At 36.4% G+C, this 24,590-nt stretch carries 27 protein-coding genes; 24 read left to right on the top strand and 3 right to left on the bottom strand.

All coding sequences use genetic code 11. From position 1 onward, the window contains the following. Positions 1-2: 2 nt before the first annotated feature. Positions 3-797, top strand: coding sequence for an HAD-IIB family hydrolase (locus tag RT41_RS05035; RefSeq protein WP_096817908.1), 795 nt, complete (start codon positions 3-5; stop codon positions 795-797). Between the two features lie 398 nt (positions 798-1,195). On the opposite strand, the gene RT41_RS05030 is transcribed toward RT41_RS05035, so the two are convergent. From RT41_RS05030 to rpmB, 3 genes are all read right to left on the bottom strand, one after another. Further along, positions 1,196-2,863 carry a DAK2 domain-containing protein gene (locus RT41_RS05030; protein ID WP_096817906.1) on the bottom strand — a complete coding sequence of 556 codons (1,668 nt, stop codon included), beginning with the start codon at positions 2,861-2,863 and terminating at the stop codon, positions 1,196-1,198. Further along, complete coding sequence (locus RT41_RS05025; RefSeq protein WP_180752688.1) at positions 2,864-3,226, bottom strand: Asp23/Gls24 family envelope stress response protein; 363 nt, start codon at positions 3,224-3,226, stop codon at positions 2,864-2,866. It lies immediately after the preceding gene. A 345-nt stretch (positions 3,227-3,571) separates the two neighbouring features. Continuing rightward, the gene (gene rpmB, locus RT41_RS05020) at positions 3,572-3,766 is read right to left on the bottom strand and encodes a 50S ribosomal protein L28 (RefSeq protein WP_054639783.1); all 195 of its coding nucleotides are present in this window, start codon (positions 3,764-3,766) and stop codon (positions 3,572-3,574) included. A 137-nt stretch (positions 3,767-3,903) separates the two neighbouring features. Between rpmB and RT41_RS05015 the strand changes: the two genes are divergently transcribed. The 23 genes from RT41_RS05015 (at position 3,904) to RT41_RS04905 (ending at position 24,587) form a co-directional block, all read left to right on the top strand. Continuing rightward, a complete protein-coding gene (locus tag RT41_RS05015) occupies positions 3,904-4,578 on the top strand; it encodes a DUF1129 domain-containing protein (RefSeq protein ID WP_054639782.1) in 675 nt (224 codons plus the stop codon). A gap of 132 nt (positions 4,579-4,710) precedes the next feature. Then, positions 4,711-5,583: a glucose-1-phosphate thymidylyltransferase RfbA gene (gene rfbA / locus RT41_RS05010; RefSeq protein WP_054639794.1), complete on the top strand. Its 873-nt coding sequence runs from the start codon at positions 4,711-4,713 to the stop codon at positions 5,581-5,583. A 37-nt stretch (positions 5,584-5,620) separates the two neighbouring features. Then, entirely contained in the window at positions 5,621-6,100 is a 480-nt protein-coding gene (locus tag RT41_RS05005) for an SRPBCC domain-containing protein (protein ID WP_096817904.1), read from the top strand. Continuing rightward, on the top strand, positions 6,081-6,722 hold the full coding sequence (locus RT41_RS05000) for a dTDP-4-dehydrorhamnose 3,5-epimerase family protein (protein WP_096817902.1): 642 nt from the start codon (positions 6,081-6,083) through the stop codon (positions 6,720-6,722). The genes RT41_RS05005 and RT41_RS05000 overlap by 20 nt, the downstream gene beginning before the upstream one ends. Then, a complete protein-coding gene (locus RT41_RS04995; RefSeq protein ID WP_054639780.1) occupies positions 6,723-6,974 on the top strand; it encodes a hypothetical protein in 252 nt (83 codons plus the stop codon). It begins immediately after the preceding gene. Between the two features lie 12 nt (positions 6,975-6,986). Then, on the top strand, positions 6,987-8,045 hold the full coding sequence (rfbB, locus tag RT41_RS04990) for a dTDP-glucose 4,6-dehydratase (protein ID WP_054639779.1): 1,059 nt from the start codon (positions 6,987-6,989) through the stop codon (positions 8,043-8,045). Positions 8,046-8,222: 177 nt separating this feature from the next. Then, entirely contained in the window at positions 8,223-8,429 is a 207-nt protein-coding gene (locus RT41_RS04985) for a hypothetical protein (RefSeq protein WP_096817899.1), read from the top strand. A 1-nt stretch (position 8,430) separates the two neighbouring features. After that, the gene (locus RT41_RS04980) at positions 8,431-8,910 is read left to right on the top strand and encodes a VanZ family protein (RefSeq protein ID WP_096817897.1); all 480 of its coding nucleotides are present in this window, start codon (positions 8,431-8,433) and stop codon (positions 8,908-8,910) included. A 50-nt stretch (positions 8,911-8,960) separates the two neighbouring features. After that, on the top strand, positions 8,961-9,857 hold the full coding sequence (gene rfbD, locus RT41_RS04975) for a dTDP-4-dehydrorhamnose reductase (RefSeq protein ID WP_054639776.1): 897 nt from the start codon (positions 8,961-8,963) through the stop codon (positions 9,855-9,857). Positions 9,858-10,020: 163 nt separating this feature from the next. Then, positions 10,021-11,178, top strand: coding sequence for a beta 1-4 rhamnosyltransferase Cps2T (cps2T, locus tag RT41_RS04970; protein WP_096817895.1), 1,158 nt, complete (start codon positions 10,021-10,023; stop codon positions 11,176-11,178). Further along, positions 11,168-12,091: a glycosyltransferase family 2 protein gene (locus tag RT41_RS04965; protein WP_281251370.1), complete on the top strand. Its 924-nt coding sequence runs from the start codon at positions 11,168-11,170 to the stop codon at positions 12,089-12,091. Before cps2T ends, RT41_RS04965 begins: the two co-directional genes overlap by 11 nt. A 5-nt stretch (positions 12,092-12,096) precedes the next feature. After that, positions 12,097-12,906: an ABC transporter permease gene (locus RT41_RS04960; RefSeq protein ID WP_096817893.1), complete on the top strand. Its 810-nt coding sequence runs from the start codon at positions 12,097-12,099 to the stop codon at positions 12,904-12,906. Next, positions 12,906-14,102 (top strand): ABC transporter ATP-binding protein, encoded by a 1,197-nt coding sequence (locus tag RT41_RS04955; protein WP_096817890.1) that lies wholly within the window; start codon positions 12,906-12,908, stop codon positions 14,100-14,102. Before RT41_RS04960 ends, RT41_RS04955 begins: the two co-directional genes overlap by 1 nt. After that, entirely contained in the window at positions 14,095-15,450 is a 1,356-nt protein-coding gene (locus RT41_RS04950; protein ID WP_245811608.1) for a DUF2142 domain-containing protein, read from the top strand. Before RT41_RS04955 ends, RT41_RS04950 begins: the two co-directional genes overlap by 8 nt. Positions 15,451-15,463: 13 nt before the next feature. Continuing rightward, positions 15,464-16,438, top strand: coding sequence for a glycosyltransferase (locus RT41_RS04945; protein ID WP_096817885.1), 975 nt, complete (start codon positions 15,464-15,466; stop codon positions 16,436-16,438). Between the two features lie 14 nt (positions 16,439-16,452). Next, on the top strand, positions 16,453-18,210 hold the full coding sequence (locus RT41_RS04940) for a rhamnan synthesis F family protein (protein WP_096817883.1): 1,758 nt from the start codon (positions 16,453-16,455) through the stop codon (positions 18,208-18,210). An 80-nt stretch (positions 18,211-18,290) separates the two neighbouring features. After that, complete coding sequence (locus RT41_RS04935; protein WP_096817881.1) at positions 18,291-19,835, top strand: DUF2142 domain-containing protein; 1,545 nt, start codon at positions 18,291-18,293, stop codon at positions 19,833-19,835. A 31-nt stretch (positions 19,836-19,866) separates the two neighbouring features. Further along, a complete protein-coding gene (locus RT41_RS04930; RefSeq protein WP_096817879.1) occupies positions 19,867-20,586 on the top strand; it encodes a glycosyltransferase family 2 protein in 720 nt (239 codons plus the stop codon). Further along, positions 20,586-20,948, top strand: a complete 363-nt coding sequence (locus tag RT41_RS04925) for a DUF2304 domain-containing protein (protein WP_096817877.1) — start codon at positions 20,586-20,588, stop codon at positions 20,946-20,948. The genes RT41_RS04930 and RT41_RS04925 overlap by 1 nt, the downstream gene beginning before the upstream one ends. 24 nt (positions 20,949-20,972) lie before the next feature. Then, positions 20,973-22,100, top strand: coding sequence for a glycosyltransferase family 4 protein (locus RT41_RS04920; RefSeq protein ID WP_096817875.1), 1,128 nt, complete (start codon positions 20,973-20,975; stop codon positions 22,098-22,100). After that, positions 22,097-22,918, top strand: a complete 822-nt coding sequence (locus RT41_RS04915) for a LicD family protein (RefSeq protein ID WP_096817872.1) — start codon at positions 22,097-22,099, stop codon at positions 22,916-22,918. The genes RT41_RS04920 and RT41_RS04915 overlap by 4 nt, the downstream gene beginning before the upstream one ends. Continuing rightward, complete coding sequence (locus RT41_RS04910) at positions 22,918-23,868, top strand: glycosyltransferase family 2 protein (protein WP_096817870.1); 951 nt, start codon at positions 22,918-22,920, stop codon at positions 23,866-23,868. Before RT41_RS04915 ends, RT41_RS04910 begins: the two co-directional genes overlap by 1 nt. After that, positions 23,865-24,587 carry an IspD/TarI family cytidylyltransferase gene (locus tag RT41_RS04905; RefSeq protein ID WP_096817869.1) on the top strand — a complete coding sequence of 241 codons (723 nt, stop codon included), beginning with the start codon at positions 23,865-23,867 and terminating at the stop codon, positions 24,585-24,587. Before RT41_RS04910 ends, RT41_RS04905 begins: the two co-directional genes overlap by 4 nt. Positions 24,588-24,590 lie beyond the last annotated feature (3 nt).

Below are 24,590 nucleotides of genomic sequence, written 5' to 3'. Positions count from 1 at the left end.
ATATGATAAAACTGATTTTAACAGATTTAGACGGTACTTTTCTAAATTCAAAAGGGGATTATAACAAAGAAGACTTTTCCAATATTTTGTCAGAACTGACTAAAAAGAACATTGCTTTTGGTGCTGTCACAGGGAAACAAACGGAAAGAGTAGAAGAACTATTTGGAGACTTAGCAGATAAAATTTGGATTTTGGGCGATTCTGCTAGCCGAATTAAACATGCGGGGAAATTTGAATTTGAATCCCTGATTCCAAATTCAAAAGGTCTAGATATTATTTCCAAACTTGAAGGCATTCAAGCCGACCAAACTATTATTGCTTGTACGACGCAAGCAGCAGTTATTGCTGACCGACGTCAATTGCTCGATGGCGAGCTTGTTCGTCGATCTTATGCGACGATTAATGTGGTTAAAGATTTCTCAGAAATAACGGATGATTTTGTAAAAATTACTGTTTTTGATCGTAAAAAGCGGTGTTTTGATACATTTGAGAAAATAAAAGGAGAACAAGATAATTTTTATATTGTTGCAAGTGAGGCGGCATGGATTGACATTACTTCAAAGGGGATTCACAAAGGGACAACTGTTCAAAAACTGCAAGAAATTTTAGCTGTCAGTTCTGACGAAACAATGGCTTTTGGTGATGGCTACAATGATTTCGAGCTACTTAATCAAGCTCAAGAAAGTTACGCTATGGCAAATGCTTTTGACGAAGTCAAAACACATGCCAAACATATTGCACCTCCCAATGATGAAAACGGTGTTCTGCAAGTAATTAAAGAAAAAGTATTAAACTAAACAAGAGATACACTGGAGTCCAGTTTTCATTTCCTAAAAAAATGGATAGGGTCGTCCATGTTTTCGATGAATATTTGATGCTTTTCGAAGCATCTTTTTTAAAGCTTTTGAAAAATTAAATCCTTTGCTTCTAATTCAAGTAAATATTGGGCAAGATTTTTTGAACGGCTCTCAACATTAAATTGAAATACTGATTATCTTTAAAAATTAAGTCAAAGTTAACTCCATGTTTTTGAATATTGCTCAAAATTCACAAGCGTCCGAATGGATTGGAATATTGGGGAGTGCGCTTTGGTAACTGAAAAAATTCTCCCTCCCTTGAGAAGAGAAGAAGTTTCGATGAAAATATTTCGAAAATAAAAAAAGCTCTGATTTTAGAGCTTTTTAATTATATTGACTTATTCAACTGAGAAGATATAAGGATAAACGGGTTGTTTTCCTTCGAAGATTTCGACTTCAAGGTCGCCGTATTTCTTTTGGATCACACGAGCAACTTTTTCAGCGAATGCTTTTTTACCTTCACTACCAACATAAATAGTTGCGATTTCACTGTCATCGTCAATCATTTTATCAAATACAGCCATCATTGCATCACCTTGACGCTTTGTAGATACAACGATTTTGTTGTTCAACATTCCGAGCGTGTCTTTTTTGTGGATTTCAATTCCATCAACATTTGTATCGCGTATTGCATTTGTAACCGAGCCAGATTTAACTTCTGAAAGTGCTGCAGTCATGCTGGCTTTATTTTCTTCAATGCTATGCGTTGGGTCGAAAGCGAGAAGTGCTGTGAAGCCTTGAGGAACTGTTGCTGATTCAACAACTTCGACAGGAATTTCAGCTACTTCAGCAGCAGATTTTGCTGCCATGAAAATATTTTTATTATTAGGTAAGATGATTACTTTTTCAGCATTAACATTTTCAATTGCTTTGAGAATATCTTCAGTTGAAGGATTCATCGTTTGACCACCAGAAACAACGTGATTGACACCCATTTCTTTAAAGATCTCAGCCAAACCATCACCAGCGGCGATAGCAATCAATCCCCAGTCTTTCTTAGAGGCTGAAGTTGAAATATTAGATTTGGCTTCTTTTTCCTTTACACCTTCGTTTTGAAGACGCATATTATCAACTTTGACCTTAAGTAAACGACCAAATTTGAGTCCTTCTTGAATCACAAGCCCTGGATCTTCAGTATGAACGTGAAGTTTAATAATTTCATCGTCATCGACTAAAACAGTTGAGTTTCCAAGTCCTTCAAGGAAAGTTTGGAAATTATCGTGGCTATATTCGGTTTGAACCGATGGTCCTTTACCGATTTCGACCATGATTTCGGTACAGTATCCAAATTTAATATCAGCAGTAGAAGCACTTCCTACACCAGCTGATTCATGTTCAACATTGACCATGCGATCCATTGCACCCAGTTCAGCAATTGGTGTTTCAGGAACAAATTCGCCATTCAAGGCCATCATGAAGCCTTCATAAATATATACGAGACCTTGACCACCGGAATCAACAACGCCGACCTCTTTGAGAACAGGAAGCATTTCAGGCGTCATTGCCAATGCTTTTTTAGCACCGTCAAGGGCCGCAGCCATTATTTCAACGACATCATCCGTTTCGTCCGTTTTACGTTTCGCCATTTCAGCAGCACCGCGAGAAACAGTCAAAATAGTCCCTTCGACTGGTTTCATAACAGCTTTGTAAGCTACTTCAACACCCGATTGGAGCGCGGCAGCAAAGTGAATGCCGTCAAGTTCGTCATAGCCTTTTGCATAATTGCTGAAGCCACGGAAAATTTGCGATGTAATAACACCAGAGTTACCACGGGCACCCATGAGCAAACCTTTTGAAAGGATTTGAGCAACTTCGCCAACTGTATTGGCTGGACGTTCGGCAACTTCTTTTGCACCGTTTGTGATCGTCATCCCCATATTTGTTCCAGTATCTCCATCAGGAACTGGGAAAACATTGAGCGAATTAACGTACTCAGCTTGTTCATTCAAACGACTTGCTGCCGCTTGGACCATTTCTTTAAATTTACTTGCGTCTATATTAGCCACTTAGTCTTCAACCACCTTCACATTTTGTACGTAAACGTTGATTTTTGAAACGGAAATTCCGAGTTGGTTTTCCAAATTGAATCGAACGCGTTCTTGGATGTTTTTTGCAACTTCACTGATTTTTACACCATAAGAGATGACAACATACACATCAATTGAGATTTCATTGTCAGTATTTGTTACAACGACACCTTTAGAATAATTCTCTTGACGTAAAATACTGCGGAAATTATCTTTGACAGCCGCTTTGCTTGTCATGCCAACGACGCCGAAAATTTCAGTTGTGCTTGCACCAACAACAGTAGAAATGACTTCAGTCGCAATATCGACATTGCCATGTGAATTGTTAATAGTAACACTCATTTTCATATATGTGCCGCTCGTTTTTGCCAAAACGACACTTTCCTCCATATTATTTATAATATCATTATTTATTTTATCATATTTTTACAAAATAAAACAGTTGCTTTGGCTTGCAACCGCTATTTTATATCAATTCTAATCGTATCAATTATTTTTTGATTGTTTTTATGGTAATTTCTGACTGAAACTTCTGATTGACGTCCCCATTTTTGCCCCTATCTATTGGATGAAAGAAATTTTGGTTAATAGATAGGTCTGATAGCCTAGTAGTCCATTTTAAGGACAAAAAAACTCTGCCATTAATGACAGAGTCCCATTTTTTGCTTGCGCAAGCAAAAACTTCAATTATGCACGTTCTACGCCTGCAGGCAATTTTTTGAGTGCTTTAGCAGTAGCCCAAACAGTTTTGAGTTGGCCGTTTTCGATGATTTTAACTTTTTGAAGGTTAGGTTTAACGACACGTTTAGTTTGGTTCATTGCGTGTGAACGGTTGTTGGAAGCAGTAGTTCCAGCACCAGTAAAGTAACATACTTTAGACATGAATTAGATCCTCCTTATAGAATTTTATGCACCTAAAGGATAACATACTTGTCGATTATAACATTTTATTTATAAAAAAATCAAGTTTTTTCCATTTTTTGCTGATTTTTTTTCTATTATTTGATAAAATAGGTCTTATGGAAAATTTAATTGACGAATTAACAGCGAAGAATAAAGAATATGTTCACGCAGTAACAAAGCAACTGATGTTAGTAGGAAAATCAGACGACGAAGTAAAAACGATTTTGAATGAACTCTTACCACAAATTATTGAAGGTCAAAAAACAGCAACCCCTGCTCGTAAACTGTTGGGTACACCAACTGAGTTTGTTGACCAATATGTGCCAAAGGCAGCAGTAAATAAGAAAAATTCGAATGATAAAAATAGCAACGACAAACCTGTTTGGATGTGGCTTGATAGCACGCTCTTATTCTTTGGCTTTATTTATTTGGTTACAGGAGCAATTTCACTTTTCTCGCCGAAAAGCGCCCAAGTCTATGGCTTAGTAACAACGATCATTATGGCTGCTCTTGCAGGACTTGTCATGTATATGATTTACAAATTCTACTATGCCCAAACAGGTGAACGTCGCAAATGGAATTGGAAACAAATGTTATTAGTTGTGGCTGTCGTTCTCGTTTGGTCAGCATTCTCAACATTCTCTGTTTTACTTCCACGTGCAATTAACCCAGTATTCAATTCTTACATTACTGTTTTGATTGGTGTTATCGCACTTGTTGTAAAATATTTACTCAAGCGCAAATTCCATATTCGTTCAACATTGGCACCAATGTCAACCGTACAAAAATAAAATTATAAAGAGCTTGATGCTCTTTTTTTGCGTGATTTTAATGCAAATAGTGGCGGAGAAACAAAACAAGTCAATGACAGTATAATTGAAATGTGCTATAATTATTCTGATAAACTATACATGGAGGTTCCAATGAAAGGAATTATCTTAGCAGGCGGTTCAGGGACTCGCCTATACCCACTGACACGTGCAGCTAGTAAACAATTAATGCCAATATATGACAAACCAATGATTTATTATCCACTTTCAACACTGATGTTGGCAGGTATCAAAGATATTTTAATTATCTCTACACCTACGGATACTCCTCGATTCAAAGAATTGTTACAAGACGGCTCTGAATTCGGGATTAATTTGCAATATGCAGTTCAACCTTCACCAGATGGGTTGGCACAAGCATTTATTATAGGTGAAGATTTTATTGGGGACGATTCTGTCGCCTTGATTTTAGGTGATAATATCTATCACGGCCCAGGAATGTCTAAAATGCTCCAGGGTGCAGCAGCAAAAGCACATGGCGCAACTGTTTTCGGTTACCATGTTTCAGATCCAGAACGTTTTGGTGTGGTCGAATTTGATGATGACATGAATGCTATTTCTATAGAAGAAAAACCAGAGCATCCTAAATCAAACTATGCTGTTACAGGACTTTACTTCTATGACAACGATGTTGTTGAGATTGCTAAAAGTATCAAGCCCTCTCCTCGTGGAGAACTTGAAATCACTGATGTAAATAAGGCTTATCTTGAACGCGGGGACCTCTCAGTTGAACTCATGGGACGTGGCTTTGCGTGGCTTGATACTGGAACTCACGAAAGCCTGCTTGAAGCTGCTCAATACATAGAAACAGTTCAACGGATGCAAAATGTTCAAGTTGCAAATCTTGAGGAAATTGCATGGCGTATGGGCTACATCACAGCTGAAGAGGTACGTGAACTCGCTCAACCATTGAAGAAAAATGAGTACGGTCAATACTTGCTCCGCTTGATAGGCGATGTTAAATAATTTGTAATTTAGCTAAATTTATAATTAAGGAAAAAAGATGGAAATTTCATATCCAGATGAGGTCACAATTGCGGGTGTGCAAGAATTTGCAGCTCCAAAGGAACTTGTTTTTGAAGTTTTTACTCAGCCTGAACATTTAAAGCAGACGCTGACACCATTTGATGAAAAGATTGTTGCTTTAGAATTTGATGTACGACCAGGAGGGATGTACGATTATACTTTCGTCACCCCTGACGGCAAACCTTATCGATTTTTTGGTCAATATTTAGAAGTCCAAAAGTCTAAAAAACTTATTTCGACTTGGCATTTTTCTGGTTGGGACAGCGTTGAAGCCGTTGAGACTTTGGATTTTCATGATTTAGGAAATCAAACTTTGATGAATTACCAATTGCGCTTCCGAACTCCTGAAGGTCGAGCTCACATGAGTAAAGTTGATGGTGTTGAAGCAGGCTACCTCAAAGTCAATGAATATTTAATTAATTTACAGAAAGATAATAATGACAGAAGAATTTTTTGAAAAAAAACTAGCTGCACATCCTATTGAAGCCATTCCGGGAGTGATCAAATTTGATATTCCAGTCCACGGCGACAATCGCGGCTGGTTCAAGGAAAATTTCCAAAAAGAAAAAATGCTTCCACTGGGCTTTCCAGAAAGCTTTTTTGCAGAAGGAAAATTGCAAAATAATGTCTCATTTTCTAAGAAAAACGTTTTGCGTGGGCTTCATGCAGAACCTTGGGACAAATACATTTCAGTAGCAGATGGTGGACGCGTTCTGGGCACTTGGGTCGATTTACGTGAAGGCGAGAGCTTTGGCCATGTGTACCAAACAATTATTGATGCCAGTGTTGGAATGTATATTCCACGTGGTGTTGCCAATGGTTTCCAAGTGCTTTCAGATACAGTTTCATATAGCTATCTTGTTAACGACTATTGGGCATTGGAACTGAAACCAAAATATGCTTTTGTTAACTATGCAGATCCAGCATTGGACATTAAGTGGGAAAATCTTGATGCTGCTGAAGTTTCTGAAGCAGACAAGAATCACCCTTTGCTTAAAGACGTTAAGCCTGTCACAAAAGAAGTTCTTTATGGAAAATCTAACGCTTTTTCGACTGAAGATTGGAAATTTGGACTTTAAGTGAAAGCCTTACATCTTAAAACGAAAAAAACGCTTGAATTTTGGTTAATTGGAAATGAAAGCCAGCCCGATTGGGTGCGTAAAGCATTCGAAAATGGTGGATTTAGACAAAATGGACGGAAATTAATTATTGTCAATACCTACGGGCTTGTCAAAATTTCTGTCAGCGCAGATGAGATCCTCATTTTCAACGGAAAATATGCGAAGGTTTTGCCGAAAACAAAGTTTGAACGAGAGTATAAAATAATTTAAGGAAAACAAAAAATGGAATCACCATATAAACATATCGTGGTAACTGGTGGCGCAGGCTTCATCGGTTCTAACTTTGTGCACTATGTGTACAATAATTTCCCGGACGTACATATCACAGTCTTAGATAAGCTTACTTACGCGGGTAATGTAAATAATATTAATATGTTATTTGAAAGCGGCCGTGTTGAGCTCGTGGTTGGCGATATTGCTGACCCTGAGATTGTCGATCAAGTTGCCTCAAAAGCAGATGCGATCGTGCATTATGCAGCAGAATCACATAATGACAACAGCTTGATTTCACAAGATGAATTTATTCAAACGAATTTCATCGGAACCTACACTTTGATTCAAGCAGCACGTAAGTATGATTTGCGTTTTCACCATGTCTCAACTGACGAAGTATACGGTGATTTGCCTTATCGTGAAGAATTACCAGGGCACGGTGAAGGCGTTGGTGAAAAATTCACACCTGAAACGCCTTATAATCCAACGTCACCATACAGCTCGACTAAAGCTGCATCTGACTTGATTGTCCGTGCTTGGGTACGTTCATTTGGCTTGAAAGCTACGATTTCAAACTGTTCAAATAATTATGGCCCTTTCCAACACATCGAAAAATTCATTCCGCGTCAAATCACAAATATTTTGGCTGGTATTACGCCAAAACTTTACGGCGACGGCAAAAATGTCCGCGATTGGATTCACACTGAAGATCATTCTTCTGGTGTTTGGGCGATTTTGACAAAAGGACGTTACGGCGAAACTTATCTGATCGGTGCTGATGGCGAAAAAAATAACAAGGAAGTCTTGGAAGACATTTTAACACGTATGGGACATGATAAAAATGATTACGATCGTGTTGTAGACCCTCGTGGAGATGCGCATGACAAACGTTATGCCATTGACAATACGAAACTTCGTGAAGAACTTGGTTGGACTCCTAAACATACCGATTTCGAAAGCGGCTTGCAAGCAACAATCGACTGGTATCGTGAAAACGAAAATTGGTGGAAAGCTGAAAAAGAAGCTGTCGAAGCAAAATATGCTAAAACACAAAAGGTTATTAAATAACATTTTGAATGAGGCTGACTATGAAAAAAGTGATTTGGGCTGTGTTGAGAAGGGCTTATTTGCCTGACCCTGCAGTCGCGAACCTTTATTCGACTCCGTCTTTACTGCCCCTACTGTTATCTTTTTAGCGATTTTGTCCAAGATTGAGCAAAATAAGAAAAATGAAACTAGGCAGAAATGCAAAAAATTATTAATGTGAAAAATAAGAAGGTCCATTTTTTACAGTCTGAACATCAAACAATGTGTGGGTTGACTGATAAAGGCGTTGAGGGATATGCTAAACCGATTTGGCAGGCAACAAATCTTGACGTAAATTGTAAACTTTGTTTGAAAAAATGGAATCAATTGGGCCAAGTAATCAAAGAATCACCAGAAGTGAATTGAAATGAGTAAAAAATACAGTCAAATTTGTTTTGGGTGTTACTTATTTTTCCTGGTCTGGCTGATTATGTTCAAACTTTCGATTAATTTACCTGTCTTTTTTCAACGGGCAAGTGGACGGAGCTTAAATTTAATCCCCTTTGTAAATGATGGCGGGACAAGAGAAATGTTACTCAATGTACTTGCCTTTGTACCACTAGGATGGTTTTTACGTAAGGTCACTCATTTCAAATGGTTTAGTGCATTAAGTGTTATTTTCTTAATAACTTTAATATTCGAAACACTTCAATATATCTTTGCCATAGGTGCAAGCGATATTAATGACATCTTGATGAATAGCTTAGGTGGTGGAATTGGACTCATTCTATTTCAATTGCTCAAAGATAAAAGTAAACAAAAAATCGGGAATGGTTTAGAAATAGTGCTCTTTGCTTTGATGTTGCTAATTCTATTGCTTCAAATTGTCCATCATTTCGGACGCTGATATAGCTTCATTAAAAGATTTTAAGACATAATATTAAAAAGGAAAAAAATATGATTTTAATTACAGGAGGTAATGGTCAGCTTGGTACAGAACTTCGTTATTTACTTGACGAACGTGGCGTGACTTACACGGCAACTGATGCAGCAGAGCTTGACATTACCGATAAAGCAAAGGTCGATGCCTTCTTTGATGAATACAAACCGACGGTCGTTTATCATTGTGCAGCTTATACTGCTGTTGATAAAGAAGAGGGCGAAGGCAAAGCGTTAGGCGAACTTATTAACGTTGATGGAACACGTAATATTGCTCAAGCAAGTGCCCGTGTTGGAGCAACAATGGTTCAAATTTCAACGGACTATGTTTTCGGTGGTTACCTGCCAATTGGGGAAGAACGTTTCCCTGATGATGCAAAACATCCTGAGTCAGAATATGGTCGTACAAAGGATCTTGGAGAACAAGCAATTGTAGCATCTGGTGCGAAGTTCTATGTCATTCGCACGGCTTGGCTCTTTGGCTCATACGGACCAAATTTTGTCTTTACAATGCAAAAATTAGCTGAAAGTCATCCTGAATTGACTGTCGTTAACGATCAACATGGTGTTCCAACGTGGAGCCGTACACTTGCTGAATTTATGACACATTTGGTTGATGTTAATGCTGAATCTGGTTTCTATCATTTGTCAAATGATAAAAAGAAAGATGAAGATGTGACTTGGTTCGATTTCGCAACCGAAATTTTAAAAGATACCGATACAGTAGTTAAACCAGTTGACTCGTCAGCATTCAAACAAGCAGCTAAACGTCCATTTAATTCAACGATGAATTTGGATAAATCAAAAGCAACAGGCTTTGTCATTCCAACATGGCAAGATGCGTTGGCCCAAATGATGGCCCAAGGTGACCTGCGTGCTGACAAAAACAAAATTAAGGGTGATACTTCTAAATAAAGCGTCGCCCCTCAATAGAGCGGAGAATTCTGTCAGAGATGACAGAATTCTCGCTTTGAGAAGTCGGTGCAATTTTGCACCCTTTCTGATATCAAATCTGCTCAATAGTATTAAGCATGTAGTTTTGGTAATAACTTTGGCAAAAACAAAGTAATGGAGAAACATGAAACACATTTTTATCATCGGAAGTAGAGGACTTCCAGCAAAATACGGAGGCTTTGAAACCTTCGTGGAAGAACTCGTCAAGCACCAAATCAATAAAAATATCAAATATCATGTGGCTTGTCAAAGCGAGAATGCAGATTTAGTACACGCAGGAGAGCATTTCGAATATTTAGGCGCAGATTGTTTTTCAATCAAAGTCCCCAATATTGGTCCTGCGCGTGTTATAGCTTATGATATTCTGGCGATTAATGCGGCACTTAATCAAATAAAAAAAGAGAAGATTCAACAGCCGATCTTCTACATATTGGGGAATACAATTGGTGGTGTCATTGGACATTACGCTAAAAAAATCCATCAAGTGGGTGGAACGTTACTCGTCAATCCAGACGGGCTTGAATGGCGTAGAACCAAATGGGCTGCCCCAGTACGGAAATACCTTAAGTTTGCCGAAAAAAAAATGGTAGAGCATGCTGACCTGATTATTTCCGACAATCAAGGGATTTTAGATTACCTCAAGAGTGAATATGGCTCAGTCAAGTCTGACGTTATTGCTTATGGTACCGAGCAAGTTGAATCAGATTTGACAGAATCTGAAACTTTGGTAAAATATAAAGTTAGTGACTATTTTCTCATTGTGGGACGTTTTGTTCCAGAAAACAATTACGAAACTCTGATTTCGGGGTTCATGGCGAGTCGATCCAGACGTGATTTAGTCATTATTACAAACTACGAAGGCAATACTTTCTATGATACATTACGTGAGAAAACACATTTTGACCAGGACCCACGAGTGAAATTTGTTGGGACCGTTTATGATCAAAATGAACTGCGCTTTATTCGTGAAAATGCCTTTGCCTATCTTCATGGACATGAAGTTGGTGGTACAAATCCAGGGCTGCTTGAAGCCATGTGGTCAACACCAGTCAACTTAGTTCTCGATGTCAATTTTAACCGTCAATCTGCGGCTGATTCAGTTCTATATTTTGACAAAGACAAAATCACAGCCCAACTTGAAAATCTGTCCGTACTGACAGTGGAAGAAAAAGCACTGTTGCACCGAAAAGCACAGGCGCTAATACAAGAAAAATACACTTGGGAACACATTTGTGAACAATACGAATCCCTATTTTTGAAGGAGTTTGTTTTTGAAAGTTAATATCTTAATGTCGACGTACAATGGTGAAAAATTCGTCGCTGACCAAATCAAATCAATTCAAGAGCAAACATATAGTGATTGGAGCTTGATTGTCAGAGATGACGGTTCAAAAGATAGAACCTGCGAAATTGTAAACGAGATTGCCAGTCACGACCACCGTATTCGGTTACTTAAGGCTGATAATGTTGGCGTCGTCAGATCATTTTTTGCACTGACAAAAATTGAACCAGCAGACTTTTATTTCTTTTCTGACCAAGATGACTATTGGCTCGAAAACAAGTTGGAGGTCATCTTAAAAGAAGCAGAGTCCCATGATAATCAGAAGCCCATTCTTTATTACACCGATTTGAAAATCGTCAATAAATCACTTGACGTCCTGAATGAGTCCATGGTGAAGTATCAATCCGGTCATGCCAACACTCAATTGGTGCAAGAATTGACTGAAAATACGGTTACTGGCGGTACGGTTGGAATTAACCATGCACTTGCTGAAAAATGGCATGATACCGAAAATATCATCATGCATGATTGGTGGCTTGCGCTACTTGCTGCTGCTTTAGGTGAACTTGTCTTTATTGACACACCAACGGAGCTTTATCGTCAACATGATAATAATGTTCTAGGTGCTCGAACATTGACAAAAAGGATGAAAAATTGGTTCAATCACTGGATAAAAAAATATTGGTGGTTAATCACTTCGAGTCAAAAACAAGCACAAAAATTATTGGTATTTGATGAATTGCCAGAAGAAAATCGAATGTTGGCACAGACCTATGTTGAAATCTTGGAAAAACCTTTTATTAAAAGAATTCATGCACTTCGACATTATCATTTGAGAAAAAATAGACCACTTCATACCTTTATTTTCAGAACTCTTGTTCTGACAAAATTTGGTTACAAAAAGGAAAAATAATTAACATGAACTTTTTTAATCGTAGAAATCAAATTCTACTAAAAGAACTCGTAAAAACAGATTTTAAACTCCGTTACCAAGGATCAGTCATTGGCTATCTTTGGTCAATTCTAAAACCCGTCATGCTCTTTGTGATCATGTACCTTGTCTTCGTTCGCTTCTTGCGCTTCGGAAGTGCGGTTCCCCACTTTGCTGTTGCCCTTTTATTGGCCCTGACATTGTGGAATTTCTTCGCAGAAACAACCAACATGGGAATGGTTTCTATTGTCTCGAGAGGTGACCTACTGAGAAAAATTAGTTTTTCAAAACCAATTATCATTTTCTCAGTTGTAGCAAATGCCTTCATCAACTTATTGATAAGTTTGATTGTCGTTGTTATTTTTGCTTTTCTAAATGGCATTCATATGTCATGGAATGTGATTTTCGTTGTTCCGCTTTTAGTTGAATTAGTCCTTTTAGCTACAGGCGTTGCCTTTATTTTAGCTACCGTTTTTGTTAAATTTCGTGATTTAGGACCAATTTGGGAAGTGGCAATGCAAACTGGCTTATATGGTACCCCAATTATTTATCCTATAATCCAAGTTTCACACACGCATCCAACCATTGCCAAAATTTTGATGCTCAATCCAATGGCTCAAATTGTTCAAGATATGCGTTATATTTTGACATTCAGTAATAATACTAACCCAACTTTGTGGCAAATGACGGATAAACCTTACATCATTATCATCCCATATCTCATTCCATTTATTATTTTTGGAATCGGCTTGTGGATTTTCACAAAAAACTCTAACAAATTTGCGGAGATTATCTAATGAATGACAATATTGCAGTAAAAATAGATCACGTAAGTAAATTCTTCCGTCTTCCAACAGAGGCAACTTCTAGCCTCAGAACAACTTTGGTTAACCGTTTACGCGGAATCAAAGGTTATAAAGAACAACACGTATTAAAAGATATTGATTTTGTCGTTGAAAAAGGCGACTTTTTTGGCATTGTCGGACGTAATGGCTCTGGTAAATCAACATTGCTTAAAATTATTTCACAAATCTACACCCCTGAAAAAGGAAACGTGACAGTTAATGGAAAATTAGTTTCATTTATTGAACTTGGGGTCGGATTTAACCCGGAATTAACAGGTAAAGAAAATATTTTCCTGAATGGTGCAATGCTCGGCTTTTCTCACGAGGAAATTGCGGCTATGTATGATGAAATTGTTGATTTTGCGGAACTTGAAGAATTTATGAATCAAAAATTAAAAAATTATTCTTCAGGAATGCAGGTCCGTTTGGCCTTCTCGGTAGCCATTAAGGCACGTGGAGACGTATTGGTTCTGGATGAAGTTCTTGCCGTTGGGGATGAATCTTTCCAAAGAAAATGTAACGACTATTTCCTCGAACGTAAAGCATCTGGAAAGACAACGATTCTTGTTACTCATGACATGGGCGCTGCGAAGAAATATTGTAACAAAGCGATTCTTATTGAGAACGGATTGATTAAAGTTTCAGGCGACGTGAACGATGTTGCCAACCAATACAGCTTAGATAATCTACAAACTGAAGTAACAGCAAACTCTAATTTAGATATTGATGTTAAAGATGAATGGATTGATCAGCTTGAAGTTAACTTCATCAATCAACAAAAAATTTCACCAAAAGATGAGATTAAATTTGAAGTAAGTTATCGTGTCAAAAAAGCGATCAAAACTTATGTTGCCTTCTCATTGACTGATGTTGACCGCAACATTTGGATTTACAATGACAACTCGCTTGATTATTTGACCGAAGGTCAAGGCCACAAAAAAGCAGTCTACACCTGTAAGTTGGATCAGGTTAACAATTTAAAACTAAAATTACAAGTCTCCATTCGTAATGAGCGTGATGAAATGGTTGCATTTGCGGATGAAAAAGTTATATTGATTAATCGAAATGATATACCAGAAACTGATAAGTCTGCACTTGATTCTGCAACTGGCCTAATTCAACGAAATGGGGCATGGACTTTTGAATAAAATAGCGAAAAGAACTGACGATCAAAAGAAGTATTCAAAGCCAGAAAATATTTTTCTATTTTTAGTGCTCGTTATCGGTTTTCTAGCTGTTTTCATTACTCCACCTCTAACCATGGGAGATGAAGGCTATCACCTTAGCAGGAGTTACAATCTCTTCTCAACAAAAGCTCCAGAATCAATGTCTAATCCACAGGTTCGGGCAAAAGAATTCGAAGCAATTGGGCTTTCGACAGAGGGGAAAATTAATCCCACTTTCTACAAAAAGTTGATTACCAAAAAAGTTGACTTGCAAAATGATGGAGTGAGATTTTCCGTTTATAGCAAATGGAACAACACCTTTGGCCCATTAGATTTCATGCATTTACCCGCAGCAATCGGTGTTTTAATTGCTCGACTGATTTACCCAAGTTTGGGAATCATGGATTATGGCGGACGTATCGCCAATTTACTCTTCTTCGCATTTGCTTTTTATTTCTTAATTAAGAAAAACAAATATGCTAAGTGGTCGATGATTTTGCTTTTTGTGATTGGTGGAATTCAAAAAATATTTAGTCCAAGCTATGATGTGCTTAGTTTTCTCGTTTTTGCTGCTTTTGTAGTGAATTTATTTGACCTCGCACAACTTCCAACAATTCGAGAAGTTAGCTTGAAAAAAGCAATTTACACGGCTTTTCTCACTTGCTCATTTTATTTTATAAAAACTAATTATGTCTTTGCAATTTTTGCCTTTTTGGGACTTCCAATGTTTTATCGACCGATAATTAAAAAATTAAAAAGTCTAAAAATATCAGGAAAATTTTCCCTCTCGGCATTGATTCTTGGTATAATATTTATAGCAACTTATTTTGTAAATAAGAAAATTCCAATTTTCACAATCATAAAAAAATTCATAGAAAATTATATGAATGTGGAAATGATGAGCAATAATGCAAAACAGATGTGGCAAATTGTTCCAACAACTTTACCTGGTTTTATCAATATCATCTTCATTTTAATTCTATTTATCGTGATGATGGGAGAATTTAAAGTAAGTTGGTCGAAAGGGACTGTCATTTTCTTCAGCATGACTTATTTGGTCAATTGGTTAGGGATATTTGCAGGATTCTTTATTGAAAATGCTGCGTTAGCAAGTGCCAATTTGCAAGGCCGCTATTTATCACCGTTTATGTTTCTATTTGTTCCTTTTGTTCAAAATTTAGGACGAAAGTTCAATTTTACCATGTCTGATAAGGCGATTAAAAAGCTGTCAGTATGGACAATAATCACAATTTCTATTTTGTATTTGTGCATTACTTTTTACCGGTCTTACATCTTGCATGTAACTCCGACTTGGACCAATAATGCATAGAAAAGGAGAGACTATGCTAGATAAAGTCTCTGTTGTTATCACTTGTTACAATCATGAGGCATACATTGAACAGTGTTTACGAAGTGTATTCAATCAAACATACAGCAACATTGAATTAATCGTCTTCAACGATGGCTCCACTGACCAGTCTGGTCATGTAATCGAACGGTTATTAAAAGAAAGTCCATTTGCAGAAACATCTTATTTCTCTCAAGAAAATCGGGGAATTGTCGCAGTAAGGAATGAGGCCTTAACTAAAATAACGGGAGATTATCTTCTTTTTATAGACAGTGACAATTATATTGATGTTCAACATATTGAAATTTTAGTTCATTCCTTACAAAAAAGTAATGCTGATATCGCTTACTGTCAACTGTGGGATTTTGTTCATGATCGTCATGTTTTACGTGATGACTTGGATTTTAAGCTGGAAAAAGAACTTGAAGGCAATCTGATTGATATGTCCTCGTTGGTTCGCGTTTCTAAAGTTTCGAATGTCCGCTTTGATGAGCAATTGGACCACAAAGCACTTGAAGATTACGATTTTTGGCTTGCCTTAATCCTAAAAAATCAAGCAAAACCGATATTTGTCAAAGAAACAAAGTTGAACTATCGCGTTTTAGATAATTCCCGCACTGAAAGAGGGAACTGGGATAAATATTATGATGCATATTTCTATCTTTTAGAAAAATATCATGCAATTATACCAGATGAAATATTAAAAGCTAGTCAAGCAAATATTAAGTTATGGTTAAAAAGTTACTTGGAAAATAATGAAAAGTTAACTGAAGCCAATCAAAAAATTCAGGAAAAAGATTCACATATTTCTAATTTTCAAAAAGAAGTGAAGACATTAAAAAATCTTTTATCCGCAAAAGAAGAAGAACTTAATAGTTTTGAAAAAGAACTCGATGAGAAAAATCGAGAACTAGAGGCTATTAAGAACACGAGAATTTATAAATTTCTTCAAAAATTGAAGGGAAATTAATCCAGGGGTAATCAATGAAACGACTTTTACTTTACGTTCACTTTAATCGAAATAAAGAATTAAGTGGGCACGTCATTTATCAACTCAATCAGATGAGAAAATTATTTGAAAGAGTAATTTTTATCTCAAATAGTGAGTTGCCAGCTCAATATCAAAGTCAACTTTCTGAGTTTGTTGATGAGTTCATTCAGCGTGAAAACAAAGGCTTTGATTTTGCTGCATGGCGTGATGGGATGAACAAAGTGGGGGTTGACGAGCTGAGATCTTACGATTCTGTCACATTGATGAATGATACCTGTTTTGGTCCTCTTTATGATATGGCTCCAATTTATGAAAAATATGAAGCACAAAATGTTGATTTTTGGGGAGTGACGAACCATCGTGCCTACCGTGAATCGAAAAATCACTATTTTGATGAACATATTCAGTCTTATTATAAGGTTTTCAATCAGAATGTGATTCAATCAGATGTGTTTACTGATTTTTGGAAAAACATTGTTGATTATACGAATGTGCAAGATGTAATTGACCATTATGAAATTCAGTCCACCAAAGTATTTATGGATGCGGGATTTCATTATGAATCAATTCTTGACACGCGGAATTTAGATGCAAAGAATCTTCTTCACCCTGATTTTTCTTATTATGCTCCAGATGTGATTCTTCGAGAAAAAGTTCCATTTATCAAGGTTAAAGCATTCCAAAGTGTTGAAAGCAACGGCATTGCTTATTATATGCTTGATTACATTGATAAAAACACGGATTATCCCAAATCGCTTATTGTCGAACACCTTAGCACAGTCGGCTACCCTGATTCCAACTTCTTATTGCCAAGCAAAATGATTACAACTTTGCCAGAAACAGTAATTCATCAGAGCGTTGCCGTACATTTACACGTTTATTATCCAGAATTACTGGAAGAATTTCTAGATGCATTTAAAAATTTCTCATTTAACTATGATTTATTTTTAACCACAAATACGGATGAAAAAGAAACAATCATTCAGGAAACATTAACTCGACGTAAGGTTAAAGCAACTCTGGTTAGGACTCCCAATCGTGGGCGTGATGTTATTCCATTTTTGGCACTTAAAGATGAATTAAAAAAATATGACATCGTGGGACATTTTCACACAAAACGTTCATTAGAAGCAGCCTTTTTTGCGGGAGAATCTTGGAGAACTGAGTTGATTGACATGTTAATCAAACCAGCTGATAACATCATGGCTCATTTTGAACAAAATAAAAAATTAGGAATTGTCATTGCTGACATCCCAAGCTTCTTTAGGTTTAATAGAATTGTTGACGCTGACAATGAGAATAAACAAATTGCGCCAATTATGAATGATGTATGGAAAAGAATGAAAATGAACAAAAAAGTGAATTTCCATGATTTTAATACATTTACAATGAGTTATGGAACCTTCTTCTGGGCTAAATCAGAAATCCTCACTCCCTTATTTAATTTGGAAATTATGGATCGAGAAATACCAGATGAGCCTTTGCCACAAAATACAATTTTGCATGCAATTGAACGGATGTTAATTTATCTTGCTTGGGATAAAGAAATGGACTTTAACATCAGTCCAAATCAAGTCAAGCTCAGCCCATTTATTGATGCGCGAACACTGAACCAACGTTTCCACATTAGCCCTGAAAATTCAGATGACATTCGATTGAGGTATGTTGGTAAATTGCTGATTAAAAAATCAATCCGACTAATAAAGTATCGTGTCTATAAACTTCTTGGCAAGGATGTTAGTGACTTATAAACTGAACACTAGATTACTTAAATTAAATTCTATTGTTCACAATTTAGGAGTAAATTTACCAAAAAATTTCTAGGTGGGGTATGAAATATAAAAAGAAAATCATAATCTTAGTTGTTAGTTTAGTTACACTTCTTGCTGCACAACTCGCAATTAATACGATTCCGAATCAACTTCCCAATACATCAAGAGCTATTATTTTTATCGCCTCAGTTATTGGAGCCATTATTTTTGTCAATTTTGAACATGTGAAACATCTCCCTCGCAATGCTTTTGTCATTATTTTATTTTTAGGAATAGGAATTTCGATTATTAAGCCGATTCAATTTGGACTGGATGAAGAAACACATTTGACTTGGGCAATTCGTTTGGCTGATGGCCAACTTTTTGCACGTGAAACCATGGTTCAGCCCGATTGGAATACAGTCGAGAGATATGATTCGTTGAGAAAACCGAATGCGGTTCACACTAAAAATGGGTTTTCGAGAGAATTTCTTAATGAAAAACATGAACCTTCGACTTATTCAGGCAAGATAACGGGGGTTAATAATATTGGCGAAATTCCAAATGCGCTTGGATGGGCAGTTGGTCGGTTAGTGAGTTCAAGGATATTTGTCTCTTATTATTTAGGAAGAATATTTAATGTCCTTGCCTATGCTTTAATGGCCTTTTTGGCACTGAAATTAGGTAAAAAATATCGAGAAGTGATCTTCCTTTTTGCTGTATTTCCTACAAATTTGTGGATTATCGCAGGTTTCCAGTATGATTGGCTCTATTATGGCCTTTCGATGTTGATTATAGGTCTCTTAACAAGGTTCTTCTCAGATGAAAAAGTAAGTCGAAAAAATCTAAGTTTATATCTGCTTGCGACAACTTTAATGATATTTCCAAAGTTTCCTTACGTTTTAATGGGAATTCTTCCACTCTTTATTTCGAAAGACAAATTTGTCAAAGCAAAAGATAAACTTTTTTACGGCTTGGCGACTTTAGGAAGTTTTCTAATTGCAGTCTTGTGGTATGTGAGTCCAAAACTCATTCGGCATTTTTCACAGGCAACAGTTGAAAGCAAACCTACAGTAATTACAAATGCAGTTGATGCCACTTACTTTATTAAACATCCATTTCCAATCATTAGGACATTTATAAATGATGGACTGGGCTCCCTAAGTAATTTTTCTGGATCGGATATTTCAAAGAATCCACCAGCACCTTTATATTATGCTCAACACGGTTCACAAATTGTAAATGCGATGCTACCACTTGTTTTTGTTGTCTTACTTGTATTGGCCACTGTTCGACTTGATTTTCAAGTTAGCAAAAAAATTAAACTTGTATTTATTGGCATTTACATGATCATTTCATTCCTTGTAATCTATGCAATGGCTGGAGACAACCGTGTTGGATTTAACGCTGGGGATTTGTATATCAAAGGGGTTCAATTTAGATATTTTTATTTGATGTTGATGACCTTACCAATAATTTTTGGCGACGGACTTCGAAAATTATTTCCTGTCAATTATCATGATAGTGAGACCGCTGATTTGGCTGTTTCTCAACATCTACAAATTTCGTTATTTTATATTAATGTTTTTATTATGTCAGTGGCAATTTATGTGTTGATTAGCTGAGCCAGTGTTTAATAACTTATAGGAGTCAAAAATGAAAAGAATACTTCTTATTATTCCGGCTTACAATGAAGCGGAAGGAATAATTGATAACATAAATAAAATTGAATCCTATCGTGCAAAATGTGCTTATGATTTGGATTATGTTGTGATCAATGATGGATCGACAGATAATGAGGAAGAAGTTTTAAGAAATCATCAGATTAATCACATTGAGTTAATTCAGAATCTTGGCATTGGTGGCGCAGTTCAAACCGGCTATAAATATGCACAGGAAAATAATTATGATATAGCTGTCCAATTTGATGGTGATGGCCAACACGATATTGAATCACTCCCCCATTTATTAGATCCGCTTATTAATAATGAGGCAGATTTTACGATTGGCTCACGTTTTTTGGAAGAAAGCAATTCAGAATTTAAGTCCTCAATCACGCGACAAATTGGGATTCGGTTTTTATCGGTGCTAATTTATTTGACCTCTAAAGTTCGTATTTTGGACGTCACCAGCGGTTATCGTGCAGGAAACAAAAGGGTCATTGAACAATTTGTAAAGCGTTATCCACGCCAGTACCCAGAACCTGAAAGTTACATGCATTTGTTTTCCCAGGGAATCAGAGTGAAAGAAGTTGGCGCCCGCATGTTCGAGCGAACAACTGGTGTTTCAAGCATTAATTTCATTAAAGGAATTAATTATATGATTTCTGTTTCCTTATCTATTTTAGCTTCAGCAATTATTGGAAAGGATCGATAATGCCAATACAACTACGAATCATGGCTATTATTTTAGCCTTTGCCTTCTTTATTTTTACCATTCGTCTTGTCAGACGTGACAAAGCAGAGATTAGACACATGTTAAAATGGATTATTCTTGCTATTGTTATCCTACTTGGCGCTGTTTTTCCAGAAATTGGCTCAAAAATTGCACATTTGATGGGAATTAAAACGTTGGCTTCAATGACCCTCTTTGTGTTAGTTGGAATTTTGATTATCATTGCGATGCTTTACCAAATTTCATTGGTGTCAGCTGAAAAACAAATTACGAACCTCGTTCAAGAAGTCTCCTTGTTGAAAAAGCGCGTGGATGAACTTGAAGAACAAACTAAAGACGAATAGGAATTAATTTAAAAGGATACGAATATGTCAAAGACAGTTGCATTTTTTAATGGCTTTTATGTTCCGCATCTGGGTGGTGTCGAGCGTTACACATACAATATTGCCAAAAAATTACTTGAAAAGGGCTATAATGTCATTATTGTGACGACTCAGCATGATGACCAATTAAAAAACGAGGAAATCTTAGAAGGTATCAAAGTTTACCGCTTACCGATTAAGAAATTTTGGAAAAATCGTTATCCTTTTTTTAAGAAAAATAAAACTTATCACGATTTAGTTCAAAAAATTGAACAAGAACCAATTGATTATTTTGTTGCAAACACAAGATTCCATTTGGCAGCACTTCTGGGAACGGAATTAGCCAAAAAGAAAAATAAAAAGGCGATTGTTTTAGAGCACGGGACAACCTATCTGACACTTAACAATCCATTTTTGGATTTCTTTCTTAAGCGCATCGAAAAGTGGCTTATTAATAAGGTCAAGAAAAATACAGATATTTTCTACGGTGTTTCAAAAGAAGCAGCTGATTGGATTAAAATTTTTGGGATTCAGTCAAAAGGCGTCCTTTACAATGCTGTAGACTCGGAAGACTTGGCTAAATTTAGTCATCCTAAACATTCGGATACGATTACCCTTTCATATTCTGGTCGCTTGCAAGCTCAATTTAAAGGTGTTGAAAAATTATTATCAGCTTTCATCCAGATTTCAAAAGAGTACCCTCATCTAAAACTTATTATCGCAGGGGATGGGCCAATTCTTGAAGAAATGAAAGCACAGTATCCTCAAGAGAATATCCATTTCCTTGGCCATGTTTCACATGATAAAGTTATGGAAGTCAATAATGAATCAGATATTTTTGTATTAATGTCAAAAATAGAAGGCTTCTCGACTTCTATGATTGAGGCAGCCCTTTTGAAAAATGTCATTATTACCACAAATGTTGGTGGTGCTCATGAACTTATACCGTCAGAAGAATATGGTTTTGTCATTGAGAACAGTGAGGAAGCGCTACTTTTAACTTTGAGAGAATTACTTGAAAATCAAGATAGAATCCAAAAAATTCAAAACAAAGTTTCTCAACGTGTTATCGAAAACTTCACCTGGGATATGACGGCTGAAGCATTTATTAAAGCATTTGGAGGGCTAGAATGAAAGAACTCACAGACCAAGAATTAAAACAACTCCAGCTGGAAATGACAGCTTACATTGATCAGATCTGTCGTGAAAATGAAATTGAATATTCTTTGGGTGGAGGCTCTCTGCTAGGATCAATTCGCCATAAAGGATACATTCCTTGGGATGACGATATTGATTTAATGCTGATACGTCCTAATTATGAGAGATTAATGTCATTACTGACAGAAAAACTGCCAGAGCACTATTCAATTATTTACTACAAGGTTCGCCCAACTTATTTGCCTTTTGCAAAAATCTATGATAATAGGACTTATTTTACAAGTAAATTGGATAATTTGAATAAGGGGACAGGCGTTTTTGTTGATATTTTCCCCATGGATGCTCTTCCTGATGACAATCAGAAAAGTGATGAGTTTAAGAAAGAAATTCAAGAATCGGCTATTGATTTAGCTGCCTCAGCACCAGGAACAGTCTATGCAAGTGCATCAAAATGGTATTATTTTATAGGAAAATTAATTCTTTGGTTCCCTCGCCATCTTAGATTTGCTGGTAAAAACAGACAAATAGCTGAAAAAGTGGATCAATTAATGCAGAAATATGAAAACTCTGATGTTAAGTCTATTGGTTATGCGTATTCAGGTTACAAAACGGAACATTTTCCTCGAGAAATTTTTGAGACATACGAAGATGTTCAATTTGAAAATCGAAAATTTAGAAAAATTAAAGACCATAATAGTTACTTAAATACTTTGTACGGGGATTATATGCAATTGCCCCCCGAAAATAAACGGGTCAATCACAGTTATTATCACTGGTACTGGAAAGAAAAATAATGAAAATCAATGTTTGTTTATCAACTTACAATGGCGAAGCTTTCCTAAGTGAGCAAATTAAAAGTATTTTGAACCAAACGTATCCTGATTTTACACTCTTAATACGCGATGACGGCTCGACTGACAGAACGGTAGAGCTTATTAAAAGCTATCAAGCAAAAGATAAGCGAATTGAATTTATAAATGAAGAGGACATAAAAAATATTGGTGCTCCACGTTCATTTTACGAACTTGTCCGATACGAGCAAGCTGATTTTTATTTCTTCTCAGACCAGGATGATGTGTGGAAAGCAGATAAAATCTCCCTTTTCATTTCTGAAGCACAGCAACAAAATAATTCAAAACCGATTACTTATTATTCTAATTTTACTACGGTTAACGAAGAACTACGAACCATCCGCCAATTGGCCTATCCAGATAAAGAACAAGTTACATTAGAGCAAAATCTAGTTGGAAATAAAATCATTGGTTGCTCAATTATGATTAATAATGCATTAGCAAGAATTTGGGAACTATATGATTTTGACATTGATAGCTCCTATCATGATTCATATTTGGTCTTGATGGCACTATCAATGGGGAAACTCGTTTTTATTAATAATTCAACTATTCTCTACCGCCAACACAGTCATAATTTGATTGGAGATAAGAAAAAGGCAAGTCCACTTAATAGTTTCTGGGCGATGATTTATTCATCAACGGTCAGAGCTGAGGATATTTCTGTCAAATACCAAAAATATATTGTGCCCGATCGAAAAGAAATAATTAGTGACTTTTATAAATTATCATTTTATTCATTCTTTAAAAGATTATTCCTTGTCGAGAGGCATCGTTACAATCGTGGAAATTTTAAAGAAAACTTGATGGTAAAAGTTCTACTAATCTCACAATTTCACAATCAAAATAAAGCATTAGCCACTAATCTAAAGAAGTTTAAGGAGAAAAAATGAATATTGGCGTAATCTTTGCCGGTGGAACTGGCAGCCGAATGAAATCGAAAGATAAACCTAAACAATTTTTGGAAGTCCATGGGAAACCCATTATCGTTCATACACTCGAATTATTTGAGAAGACCCCAGAAATTGATGCCACGGTGGTTGTCATTATTGAAAGTTGGCTTGATTACATGAATGACCTTGTTAAGAAATTCAATTTGCTAAAAGTAAAAAGTGTTGTGCCCGGTGGGACAACTGGGCAGCTTTCTATTTTTAATGGGCTTGAGGCAGCAGAAAAAATTGCTCAAGGTGAAGAATCCGTCGTACTAATCCACGATGGGGTTCGCCCGTTGATTAACAGTGAAGTCATCGTTGACAACATCAACTGTGTGAATAAAAATGGGACAGCAATTACAACTGCACCTGCTAAAGAAACAGTTGTCCTTGTGGATAGCGAAAATCATGTTTCAGAAGTCGTTGATCGCACGCGTTCATTTACAGCAAAAGCACCACAAAGCTTCAAATTAGCTGATATTTTATCTGTAGAACGTGACGCAATTTCAAAAGGGATTATCGATGCTATTGATTCTAGTACTTTGATGGGGATGTATCATCGTGACTTAACGATTGTCGAAGGTCCTTATCAAAATATAAAAATCACTACACCAGATGATTTTTATATGTTTAAAGCATTGTGTGATGCACGCGAGATTTCACAAATTTATGAGGTTTAAGAT

This window comes from Lactococcus fujiensis JCM 16395 (assembly GCF_002441655.1).
Lineage (GTDB): Bacteria > Bacillota > Bacilli > Lactobacillales > Streptococcaceae > Lactococcus > Lactococcus fujiensis.
Note: the sequence above shows the minus strand (reverse complement) of the source record. Positions and strands in the feature narration are given on the sequence as shown.

Coding starts and splice junctions, on each gene's coding strand:
- RT41_RS05035 (WP_096817908.1), top strand. CDS start 3: ATGATAAAACTGATTTTAACAGATTTAGACGGTACTTTTCTAAATTCA.
- RT41_RS05025 (WP_180752688.1), bottom strand. CDS start 3,226: ATGAGTGTTACTATTAACAATTCACATGGCAATGTCGATATTGCGACT.
- rpmB (WP_054639783.1), bottom strand. CDS start 3,766: ATGTCTAAAGTATGTTACTTTACTGGTGCTGGAACTACTGCTTCCAAC.
- RT41_RS05015 (WP_054639782.1), top strand. CDS start 3,904: ATGGAAAATTTAATTGACGAATTAACAGCGAAGAATAAAGAATATGTT.
- rfbA (WP_054639794.1), top strand. CDS start 4,711: ATGAAAGGAATTATCTTAGCAGGCGGTTCAGGGACTCGCCTATACCCA.
- RT41_RS05005 (WP_096817904.1), top strand. CDS start 5,621: ATGGAAATTTCATATCCAGATGAGGTCACAATTGCGGGTGTGCAAGAA.
- RT41_RS05000 (WP_096817902.1), top strand. CDS start 6,081: ATGACAGAAGAATTTTTTGAAAAAAAACTAGCTGCACATCCTATTGAA.
- rfbB (WP_054639779.1), top strand. CDS start 6,987: ATGGAATCACCATATAAACATATCGTGGTAACTGGTGGCGCAGGCTTC.
- RT41_RS04985 (WP_096817899.1), top strand. CDS start 8,223: ATGCAAAAAATTATTAATGTGAAAAATAAGAAGGTCCATTTTTTACAG.
- RT41_RS04980 (WP_096817897.1), top strand. CDS start 8,431: ATGAGTAAAAAATACAGTCAAATTTGTTTTGGGTGTTACTTATTTTTC.
- rfbD (WP_054639776.1), top strand. CDS start 8,961: ATGATTTTAATTACAGGAGGTAATGGTCAGCTTGGTACAGAACTTCGT.
- cps2T (WP_096817895.1), top strand. CDS start 10,021: ATGAAACACATTTTTATCATCGGAAGTAGAGGACTTCCAGCAAAATAC.
- RT41_RS04960 (WP_096817893.1), top strand. CDS start 12,097: ATGAACTTTTTTAATCGTAGAAATCAAATTCTACTAAAAGAACTCGTA.
- RT41_RS04955 (WP_096817890.1), top strand. CDS start 12,906: ATGAATGACAATATTGCAGTAAAAATAGATCACGTAAGTAAATTCTTC.
- RT41_RS04945 (WP_096817885.1), top strand. CDS start 15,464: ATGCTAGATAAAGTCTCTGTTGTTATCACTTGTTACAATCATGAGGCA.
- RT41_RS04940 (WP_096817883.1), top strand. CDS start 16,453: ATGAAACGACTTTTACTTTACGTTCACTTTAATCGAAATAAAGAATTA.
- RT41_RS04935 (WP_096817881.1), top strand. CDS start 18,291: ATGAAATATAAAAAGAAAATCATAATCTTAGTTGTTAGTTTAGTTACA.
- RT41_RS04930 (WP_096817879.1), top strand. CDS start 19,867: ATGAAAAGAATACTTCTTATTATTCCGGCTTACAATGAAGCGGAAGGA.
- RT41_RS04925 (WP_096817877.1), top strand. CDS start 20,586: ATGCCAATACAACTACGAATCATGGCTATTATTTTAGCCTTTGCCTTC.
- RT41_RS04920 (WP_096817875.1), top strand. CDS start 20,973: ATGTCAAAGACAGTTGCATTTTTTAATGGCTTTTATGTTCCGCATCTG.
- RT41_RS04915 (WP_096817872.1), top strand. CDS start 22,097: ATGAAAGAACTCACAGACCAAGAATTAAAACAACTCCAGCTGGAAATG.
- RT41_RS04910 (WP_096817870.1), top strand. CDS start 22,918: ATGAAAATCAATGTTTGTTTATCAACTTACAATGGCGAAGCTTTCCTA.
- RT41_RS04905 (WP_096817869.1), top strand. CDS start 23,865: ATGAATATTGGCGTAATCTTTGCCGGTGGAACTGGCAGCCGAATGAAA.